This is a genomic window from Micromonospora sp. DT53 (assembly GCF_049841535.1).
In the GTDB taxonomy this organism is placed as follows: Bacteria; Actinomycetota; Actinomycetes; order Mycobacteriales; family Micromonosporaceae; genus Micromonospora.
In genome coordinates, this window is record NZ_JBNCKM010000001.1 from 1,004,463 (window position 1) to 1,014,744 (window position 10,282).

Sequence of the window (10,282 nt, forward strand, 5' to 3'; positions counted from 1 at the left end):
GGACCGGGGTGTCCCTTTAGGGGACTCTTCAGCAGGTCTGACCAACCCGAGACGATCTTTCGTTATGACTCCGTGACCTGCGCTGGCCCGGGACATGAAACATTGTTCGCGCCACGGGGGTGTGCGACCTGACACCCTGCGTGGTTTTTGTCGGTCATCACTCAGGCTGGGGTTCGCATGGTCAGGCACGGTGGATCACGGCTGCTGACACAGCGCAGGCGTCTGATCGCGCTTTTCTCGGTGGCTGCGGTCGCTGCGGGAACACTGGTGGGTACGCCGGCGGCGGCGAACCCGGGTGGTCCCGCCCGGCCACCGGTGCCGTCACCGGGCAGGTCGGTCAAGGGTGTCAAGCCCTTGCCCAGCACGTTCGTGACCCCACGCGACGCGGCGAAGGGTAACTACCGGCCCACGCGCACCACCTGGCCGAAGGCGGCCGTCGCCAAGGTCGACCTGTTCGCCGCCGGCACCCGTTCCTCGGCGCCGGTCAAGACCCACGCTGCGGGCACCCCGGTCTGGGTGCAGCCGGTAACCAAACCAGGCGCCGCCTACGACGGCCCGACACACGTCGACGTACGAGTGCTCGACCGCGCGCTGGCCGAATCCGTTGGCATAGACGGCGTACTGGTCAGCGTCGCATCGTCGGCGACGCCAGTCTCGACGGCGGCCACTGACGCATCGGTGCGGGTCGGCGTCGACTACGCCGACTTCGCTGAGGCTTACGGCGGCAACTACGGCCTCCGGCTCAAGCTGGTCCGATTGCCCGCCTGTGCACTGACGACCCCGAAGCTGGCACAGTGCCGCACCGTGGAGCCGTTGGCCGCGACCAACGACGCCGCGGCGAAGACGGTTTCGGCAGAACTCCCGGTCAGTCCCGCGTCGGGGCAGGCCGGCTCGGCGAGCTCTGCCCCCTTTGTTATGGCGGCGGTGGCCGGCGCTGGTGACGAGGGTGGTGCCGGCGGCACCTACGCGGCAACGGATCTGAAGCCGTCCGGTTCGTGGAACGCCGGCGGCAGCACCGGGTCCTTCAGCTACTCCTACCCGTTGACGGTCCCGCCGAGCCGCTCGAAGCTCGCACCGCAATTGGCCCTGTCATATGACTCGAGTGCCGTCGACGGGCAGACCTCCGCCACCAGCGCTCAGGCGTCCTGGGTGGGCGACGGCTGGTCAACCCCCCGCAACTACGTCGAGCAAACCTTCGTCTCCTGCGAGGACGAGCCGGGTGGCAGCGCCTCGCCAAAGGAAACCTTCGATCGCTGCTACACCGGACCCATCCTGACGCTGTCGCTGAACGGCTCGTCGACGTCAATGATCTGGGATGCCGGCAAGAAGACGTGGAAGCTGCGGAACGACAACGGCTCGGTCGTCACCCAGGTGACCAACTCGAACAATGGCAGCGGTACGTACAACACCGACTACTGGCGGATCACGGAGCCCGACGGTACGACGTACGAGTTCGGCCGCAACCGGCTGCCCGGTTGGGTCGCCGACAAACCGGAAACCAAGTCGGTGGACTACACCCCGGTCTACTCGCCGCACGACGGCGACCCCTGCTACGACTCCGCGGGTTTCGCCTCGTCAGTGTGCACCATGGCCTATCGGTGGAACCTTGACTACGTCAAGGATGTCCACGGCAACGCCATGGCCTACTACTACAAGCAGGAAACCAACTACTACGGCCGTAACGAGGGCACCACCGACGTCCCTTACATCCGCGACAGTTGGCTCACGCGCATCGACTACGGCTTCGCCGACAACAACGCCTTCGGCACCGTGCCGAACCAGGTTGTGTTCAACACCGGTGACCGATGCCTCTCGGGTACCTGTCAGCCCTTGAACGCCACCAACAAGGCCAATTGGCCCGACGTGCCGTTCGACCTGATCTGCGATGAGGGCACCGACTGCAAGTCCTGGAGCCCGTCCTTCTTCTCCACCGTTCGCCTCAGCTCCATTCAGACCCAGCAGTACGACACCGCCACCAGCAAATATCTGCCAGTGGACTCATACGCGCTGGCCCACACGATCCCGCCCACCCTCGACGTCACCGCCCCGACCCTCTGGCTGAGTTCCATCACCCGCACCGGCCATGACCTCACCTCCGGCGGGTCGGCTGCCTCGATCAGCCTGCCTTCGGTGTCGTTCACCAGTGTCAAGCTCCCCAACCGGGTCGACACCTTGGGTGGCCTGCCCTCGTTCTTCCGGCAGCGCGTCGAGACCGTGACCACCGAAACCGGCTCGGTCATCACCGCCAGCTACGAGCTGCCGGAACCCTGCACCGCGCCCGTCAGCGTCAGTCCGGCCTCGAACACCAAGTCCTGCTACCCCGTGTATTGGACCCCCGAAGGCCTGACCGACCCGCTGCGCGACTGGTTCCACAAGTACGCCGTCACCCGCGTCACGGCCACCGACCCAACCGGTGGAGCCCGAATCACGTCGACGAATTACAAGTACCTCAATGGTGCCGCGTGGCGCTATGACGACAATGAGGTGGTCAAGGCCAAGTACCGCACCTACGGCCAGTTCCGTGGCTACGGCAAGGTCGAGACCCGCAACGGTGATGGGGTCAACGACCCGTACACGCTGTCGACGTCCACCTACTACCGCGGCATGTCGAAGAACAACAACAGCACTGTCGTCAACGTCACCGATTCCGCCGGAGGAGTCCACGAGGACGTTGACCAACTCGCCGGTCGGGAGTTGGAGACCACCACGTACCGTGGCGACGGGGGGCCGGTGGAGACATCCGCGGTCACCTCCTACTGGGTGTCCGAGGCGAGCGCGACGCGGGACCGCACGGGCCTTTCCGCGTTGACGGCCAACAAGATGGCGCCGATCCAGACCTGGACCCGCCAGGCAGTCACCACCACCGGCGCCACCACGTGGCGCTACAGCCAATCCGACAAGGCCTACGACACGTCGGTCGACTCGCCGACCTTCGGTCTGCTCAAGCACTCTTACGACCACACCGTGCCAGCCAACCCGGCGTACGACCGGTGCACCACCACCTCGTACGCGCCCGGGAACGCAACCAAGAACATCACCGGGCTGATCAGTCAGGTCGAGACCGTGTCGGTGGCCTGCGGCGGCTTCACCCAGGGATCACCCGCCTCCGAGCCGGGCAGCATCAACACCCTCACCGCGCCGGGCACCGTCAACCGGCCAGCGCAGGTCGTCTCGCACCTGCGGACCTACTACGACGACACAAGCTTCGCCACCGCCTTCCCGCAGACCACCGCACCGGACACGGGCAACGTGACCATGGTCCGCAAGGCGTCGGACTACGTCTCCGGCGCCTACGTCTACCAGACCACCGACCGCGCCGAATTCGACGCCCACGGCCGAGCCACCGCGTTCTACGACGCGAACGGCCACAAGACCACCACCACCTATACGGACAACACCGTCGGCCTTACCACCGGCGTCTCCACCACCAATGCCGAAGGCCACACATCGTCGTCGACCCTCACGCCGATGCGTAACCTGACCACCGTCGCCACCGACTCGAACCTGGTGTCGACTCGTCGACAGTTCGACGCGCTCGGTCGTGTCAAGGCGGTCTGGGCGGCAGGCCGTGCCACCAGCAACCCGCCCCACCAGCGCTACACCTACACCGTGCAAAAGACCGGGCCGACCGCGACGACGACCGAGACGTTGAACAACATCGGCGGTTATGCCACGTCCACGGTCATCTACGACGCCCAGCTGCGGGTCCGTCAGACGCAGGCGACCAGCCCGACCGCGGGCCGTCTCATCACCGACAACTTCTACGACAGCCGGGGCTGGGTTCGCGCCACCTACAACGGCTGGTGGGATGCCGCGAATAACCCCGGCACCGCCCCGGTCTCCGCCACCGACCTTAAGAAGACGGTCTACAACCAGACCTTCAACACCTACGACGGCGCGGGTCGGATCACCCTGACCGAAGACGCCCGCGACAACCAGGTCGTCTCCTCCACCAGGACCGTTTACAACGGCGATCGGACCACAGTCATCCCACCGGCCGGCGGCACCACCACCGCCACCATCACCGACCCGATGGGTCGCACCGAGAAGCTGCTCCAGTACACCTCGGCGCCAACTCTGAACCGCCCGGCGAACGCCTTCACGGGCACCTACTACCTCACCGGCGGGACCACCGTCGTGACCAGTTACGGCTACGACGAGCACGGCAACCAGTCGAGCCTCACCGACGCCGACAGCAACCCGTGGAGCAGCCAATTCGACCTGCTCGGCCGGGTGATCAGCAAGACAGATCCGATTGCCGGAACCAGCAGCACCAAGTACGACGCGGCCGGCAACGTCACCGAAGCCACCGACGCCCGTCTCAAGACCGTCTCGTACACCTACGACAAGATCAACCGGAAGACCGGCAGCTACGCAGCCGCCGCCTCCGCTCAGTCATCAGCCAACCGGCTCGCGTCGTGGGTGTACGACAACGACAACTCCGCGGTCGAGAACATGGAAAACCCCGTCGGCAAGTTGACCACGGTCACCGCCCACCGCCAGGGCGCCGCCTACGTCACCCAGTACAAGGGGTTCACCGCATTCGGCGCCTCCACCGGAGAGGCGATCACGATCCCCGCCGCCGACGGGGTACTGCTCGCCAACACCTATACCTTCAACCACAAGTACCTGGCCGTAACCGGCAAGCCGTACAGCAACACCTACGAGGCCAAGGGCGGCCTCCCTTCCGAGACGGTCACCTACGGCTACACCAGCGCCTTGGAGTTGCCCAACACGGTCGGGAGCCTTCTGGGGGCCTACGGCAACTCGACCTACTACGACGCCTGGGGCCGGGCCACCGGCGGCGGAATCAACGCAAGCAACAGCCAGGCGACGCTCCTCAACGTCTACGACGAGCACACCAGCCGACTGAAGCAGCAAAAGATCACCAAGACGACGACCACCACCAAGGACATCGGCCAGAGGAACTACGAGTACGACCTGTTCGGGAACATCATCAAGCAGGTCGAGAGCCGCTACGATCCCACCGCAGCCGCGGAAACCCAGTGCTACTCCTACGACTCGCTGCGCCGAATGACATCCGCCTGGACAGCTAAAGACGGCTGCGCGACCAAGCCGAGCACCGGCAACCGCTCGATGATCGGCAGTGGAATCGGTTCCACCAGCGCCTACTGGACCGAGTGGACCCTGGACTCGCTGGGCAACCGCAAGAGCCAGAAGCAGTACTCCACCAGCGGCGGCACCGACACCACCACCGATTACGCCTACAACGGCAACGGCAAGAAGCAGCCCCACACACTGACCAGCACCACCACCACCGGCGGCCTGACTGGCACCACCGCCTACAGCTACGACCAATCAGGCAACATGGTCACGCGCAGCGCGGGCCAGGGCAGCCAAACACTTACCTGGGACAACACCGGGGAGCTGACCGCCGTCACCGGCGGTACCGCCGGCAACAGCTCGTTCCTGTACGGCGCCGACGGCAACCTGATGATCCAAAAGGATCCCGGGAAAACCACTCTGTACCTCCCAAACCAGCAGATCACCCTCAACACCAGCACGCAGACCCTCACCGGCGTGCGGTACTACCCGCTGCCCAATGGCGCAACCGCCGTGCGTACAGGGGCCGGCACCAACTACAGCTACATGCTCCCCGACCACCAGGGCACGCCGAGCCTCTACCTCAACAACACCGCCCAAGTCCCGACGTGGCGCCAGTACACCCCCTACGGCAACCCGCGTGGAGCCACCGTCACCGCCCCGGACAACCGCGGCTTTCTCAACCAGCCACTCAACACCAACACCGGCCTGACCCAAGTCGGCGCGCGCAACTACGACCCCGCCACGGGCCGCTTCGTCTCACTCGACCCCCTGCAAGACCTGACGGATCCGCAACAGTGGAACGGTTACGCCTACGCCAACAACTCGCCAGTCACCTCCAGCGACCCGAGCGGACTGATCCCGGCAGACTGCGCCGAATTCGACTGCTACGGCTACAGCCCCACCACCGGCTGTCCCGGAGGCTGCGGCACCCCCGAGAACGAAGCGTGGGGTCTGAGCAGCGGAAACACGGGAACCGTACCCGTCAAGCAAAACGACGTCCGGGTCCTCGCTCGCACCATCCGCGTACCCAAGACCGTACCGCTGGAGGAATTCACCCGCCGGTGGAATGAACAGCGCGGCGCATGGTTCGGACGAGAGTTGTTCTCCAACGCTGAGTTGCAGGCCAATGACGAACGTGCCCTCGCCATGAATATCTGTCACGAGATGGGCCGCCCTGGCGGGTGCCAACAGTGGATTGAAGACCTCTACAACCCGTACATCGACTTCCTTGCCGCGAACCTGCCCAGTGACGATCTCATTCCGGGTGGGACTGGCGCACTCGGCGCTGCGGCGGGCGCGGGACGTGGAGCTGGGGCCGCGGCCGGTGGGCGGCCCCCTTCCGCAGGCGGTTGTAAGAGTTTCAGCGGCGACACCCGGGTATTGATGGCCGACGGCACTACCAAACGGCTGGACGAGATCGACGCCGGCGACGAAATCATCGCTGCCGACCCGGAAAGCGGCGATCACGGGCCACGGGTTGTTGAGCATGTCTGGGTACACCCCGACGAACTGATCGACCTCGAGATAGGTGGGTCGGTTCTCACCACTACCGAAGACCACCCCTTCTGGAACCACACGGACCGACAATGGCAACAGGCCGACCAGCTTGACCGTGGCGACCTGGTGCTAAGCCCTGATGGTCCCATCCAAGCCGTCGGTGGTGTACGCCCCGCGTCGACTCGTTCCGCGTTGGCCTACAACCTGACAGTAGGCGGTATTCACACTTACTATGTACTCGCCGGCAACATTCCGGTACTTGTGCATAACACCAATATGCCGATCGGATGCGGACCCGGCGGTGAAGCAATTTATGAAATTCCTGCCGGCTCAAGCGGCGGCCCGGGCGCTGGCCAGCGAATTCCGCCCCGGATGCTTCGGGACTACGATGTTGGCGTCAACGCTGCGCCGGGAAGCACTGCGCCGCTGTGTTCATACTGCCGAACAAACTCGGCGACATCGATCGATCATGTCCAGCCACGCAGCAGGAACGGCGATCTAACCGACGCAAACACAACCCCAGCCTGCACAGCTTGCAACAGTTCCAAGGGGGCACGGGTCGCCCCCGTTAATCCTCCAGCAAACTACACCGGCCCATGGCCGCCACCCTGGTGGCCGTCCGGGATGCGCCAGTGAGCGGCTAGAATTAGGACGTGGACCTGGCGAGCTGAGCCTCAACCGCTCATGCTGGCCAGGTTCCCGCCATTTAGTGGCTCGATCTTCTTAGGAGGCAGGTCCGTTGACGGCTATAGACCCTGGTGCAGATTATGATTCCGCTGGCGGGATGCCGGAGGAAAGGTCGTCATGAAATTTATTACTCATGACTCGCCCGCCCTCAGAAGTGAGAGCAACTATATATCCAGAGTGGATCTAGAGCGATTCGGGTTCCCGGACCTGTTTGAGCAGGTGTGGCTCCGCCAACGAAAAGACGGGCTTTTTGAGCTCTGCTGCATCCCGTTCCGCATCTACGGTTTAGCGCTTCGAGATGTGGTCCGGGCAACTCCGGATGGCTCGCTTGTGGTCGAAATTGCTGAGCCCTCCGGGGCGAGGGTGCTACGAGTCCTCCTAGCTCCGGACCAAGGGCACTTGGCGACCGGACGCCAGAGGATCGAGACTGCCGCTCGGGACGCGGGCTTGCTCTTTGAGTGGAGCGGCGACCGCCACATCGCAGTGGACGTCCCAGCCGATGCGGACGTCGATGGGTTGCTTGGGGTGGTTCTCGAGGAGGAGAAAGCTGGCGCGAACTGGGAGTGGGCTGATGTTGAACCCTTCCGGTGACACCCGCGTTCCACCACCTATGTGGATTCGGCCTGTCCGCAGCGATGATGCGTAATAGAGGGCTTCGCTGGCCGCTTCGATCGCGGCCTCGCTGGCGAACGCCTCTGCGCGGTCGCTGCGCTCTGTACGTCCGAGATGACCTCTGCGTGCCGAGATCCCTATCAGGAGATGGGCAGGTCGCCCTGTTGGCAGCGAGAGCGGGCTCACGGGATCCACAGGTGTATGAATGGAGAAGCGTCCAGTTTGGCCTCAGGCAGTGTCGGAAAACGGTCGATCTGATGAGTCCGATGCCCCGTCGGCGCCCTCTTCTGACGCTGTCGGTGCGGCGATCGGCCCTGGGCTACAAGTTCCCGGACTCTGGCCAGTTGGACCAGTGCGTGTTGGGCGGCATGTCTGGCGTGTATTGTCCCACGTCTCCTGTCGTCAGCACGTCGGCGAGCTGGTGGAAGGTCATTGACTGACTGGGAAGTGTGTCTTGGAGAAGGTCTGGGTGGTGCCACTGATCCAGCCGCATGATCTCGGGGATGTCGGGCGGGATGCGCTGTCGCAGCTCGACTTCGTCGGCCAGGAGCAGCTCCCGGTGGTCGGGACGAGACGGCGGAGCACGTCGACCAGTTCCTCACCCCGCTCGGCGGCTACCGTGATCCGCCGGCCTCGCACCACAATCCGGTTAGACAGTTGCCCAACACGTGTAGGACGTCGATGAGGTTGCCGGCCCTGGGGGAGTATCCCAATGCTTCCACGATGAGCGCCCACCGTTGCCCCTCGCGGTAGGCGTGAAGTCGGGCATCGACCGCGTAGTAGTAGCCGTGGCATAGGTCAGGAAACATGAAATCGGCGGCCGCGGTGTCGAGCTGGTCGAGAATCTCGGCGGAGCGCATGGCCTTGCAGTGTATCCACGCGGTCTCCACCCCGATCGATGGGCGCATCTGCCGTTGACCAGGCGCGGCGACTTTGAGTGTGCGCCACGATCGACCGATGCGGCTGCGGGAGCCAGCGCTGGTGCCGACGAAGCACTCGATCGGCCGCCGGCGGCCCGGTGCGAGTCCGCTTGGGGGAGCAGGTTGGGAGCAGCAGGGTGCCCTGAACAGCCTTGAACTGCGTCCAACGGCGCCGAACGGCGCTCAACTGCACCCACCCCTGCCTGCGGCTCTACGTTGCCGCAGGTCAGAGTTGGTGCGGCGTCCTGTTTCCCGCGGAGTGCTCCGCAGTTCGGGGGAGCAGTTGACGGCACTCTATGTCACCTGGGAGGGGGTCTGCGCAGGTCAAGGCGGTAAGGAGCCGATGGTTGGCCTGGCCTTGCAACTGGGAGCAGGCTGGCGAAGAGGTCGCCGCGACCAAAGTGTTCACCGACACCGGACAGAGGCGAAGGCTTTGACCTGCGGTGATGCGATCGAGCGGTGCGCCATGACCTCCCAGTGAGTGGCGAAGTGGTCAAGTGCGCTGCTCCCAGGACGGCCGGCGCCGGCCAGCGTCTCGGGTCGCCTAACGCCGTCCCTGTAGGTGCGCTGTGGATCGATGTAGAGCGTTGCGGGTGAGCTCGGTGGAGTCCGCTGCGGTTCCGTCATTCGAGACGCCGATCCCACGTGCAACGCCCTGAGCAGGCACTTCAAGCTGGTGACCTCTTCGGCGAGTCCGAAGGATTCTGCGGTGGCACCTTCTGTGGTCGGTAGGGCGGTCTCCGCTCATGCCGTACTGAGTGCGGCTCCGAACGACAGGGCAGTGCTCTGTGATCACCTCACGGCGACAGAGGCCATCGCGATCGGCTACTCACGCGGCAAAAGTGAAGATTCTGCCGTTGGGTGGTGCCTGCTGAGGTTGTCCGTGGAACCGATGAGCGCCGACAGAGAACAGCACGTCAGGTGGTGCGTGGAATGCCTCCTCGGCGAAGCCGGCGTCGGCGAACCAGCCGCGTATCGCCGGGGTGAGGTCGGGACCGCGGCGGGTCCTGGTCCAGATCACCGTCGCGTCAGATGCGCATAGCGGCAGCAAGGCGTCGATGGTTACTCGCACGTCGCCGTCGCTGATATTGCATAGCACCCCGGTGAGAACGACCATATCGGCGGGGGCGGCCGTGCGGTACGCGGCGAAGTCGCCGGCATCGGCCTGGGTGGCGGTGATCCCGTTGAGTCCAGCGGTGGCGATGCCCATTCGGGCGGCGGCCACGTTGCGAGGGTCGAACTCGATCAGCTCTGCGCATACCCGGTCGGCGTCCGACCGCGGCGCAAGGGCGCCGATGAGGTCATGCCCTTGTCCCGCGCACACGCTGACGATCCGGAGCGAGGAGTCCGGCCGTTGGTCAAGCCAGTCGTTGATGTGCTGCTGAACGAGCCGAAGCCTCCGCGACAACGGCGATGTGTCGTCGTCGTAGGGCAGGTGCCAGTTTACGAAGCCATGCTGCCACCGGTTCGCTCTGCTGTGCCCCAGCTTCAGGCGCGCG

General features: G+C 64.7%; 5 protein-coding genes. 2 read left to right on the forward strand and 3 right to left on the reverse strand.

All coding sequences use genetic code 11. The annotated features are described in order from the left end of the window. Positions 1 to 354: 354 nt before the first annotated feature. Together ACLQ3B_RS04670 and ACLQ3B_RS04675 are read left to right on the forward strand one after the other, a co-directional pair. On the forward strand, positions 355 to 7,200 hold the full coding sequence (locus tag ACLQ3B_RS04670) for an RHS repeat-associated core domain-containing protein (RefSeq protein ID WP_425777615.1): 6,846 nt from the start codon (positions 355 to 357) through the stop codon (positions 7,198 to 7,200). A gap of 168 nt (positions 7,201 to 7,368) precedes the next feature. Further along, a complete protein-coding gene (locus ACLQ3B_RS04675; RefSeq protein ID WP_425777617.1) occupies positions 7,369 to 7,842 on the forward strand; it encodes a DUF4265 domain-containing protein in 474 nt (157 codons plus the stop codon). A 340-nt stretch (positions 7,843 to 8,182) separates the two neighbouring features. Here ACLQ3B_RS04675 and ACLQ3B_RS04680 read toward each other — a convergent pair whose 3' ends face one another. From ACLQ3B_RS04680 to ACLQ3B_RS04690, 3 genes are all read right to left on the reverse strand, one after another. After that, a complete protein-coding gene (locus tag ACLQ3B_RS04680) occupies positions 8,183 to 8,416 on the reverse strand; it encodes a DUF7003 family protein (protein WP_425778054.1) in 234 nt (77 codons plus the stop codon). Positions 8,417 to 8,477: 61 nt separating this feature from the next. After that, a complete protein-coding gene (locus ACLQ3B_RS04685) occupies positions 8,478 to 8,723 on the reverse strand; it encodes a DUF7003 family protein (RefSeq protein WP_425777619.1) in 246 nt (81 codons plus the stop codon). A gap of 889 nt (positions 8,724 to 9,612) precedes the next feature. Continuing rightward, a complete protein-coding gene (locus tag ACLQ3B_RS04690) occupies positions 9,613 to 10,191 on the reverse strand; it encodes a class I SAM-dependent methyltransferase family protein (protein ID WP_425777621.1) in 579 nt (192 codons plus the stop codon). Positions 10,192 to 10,282: the final 91 nt, after the last annotated feature.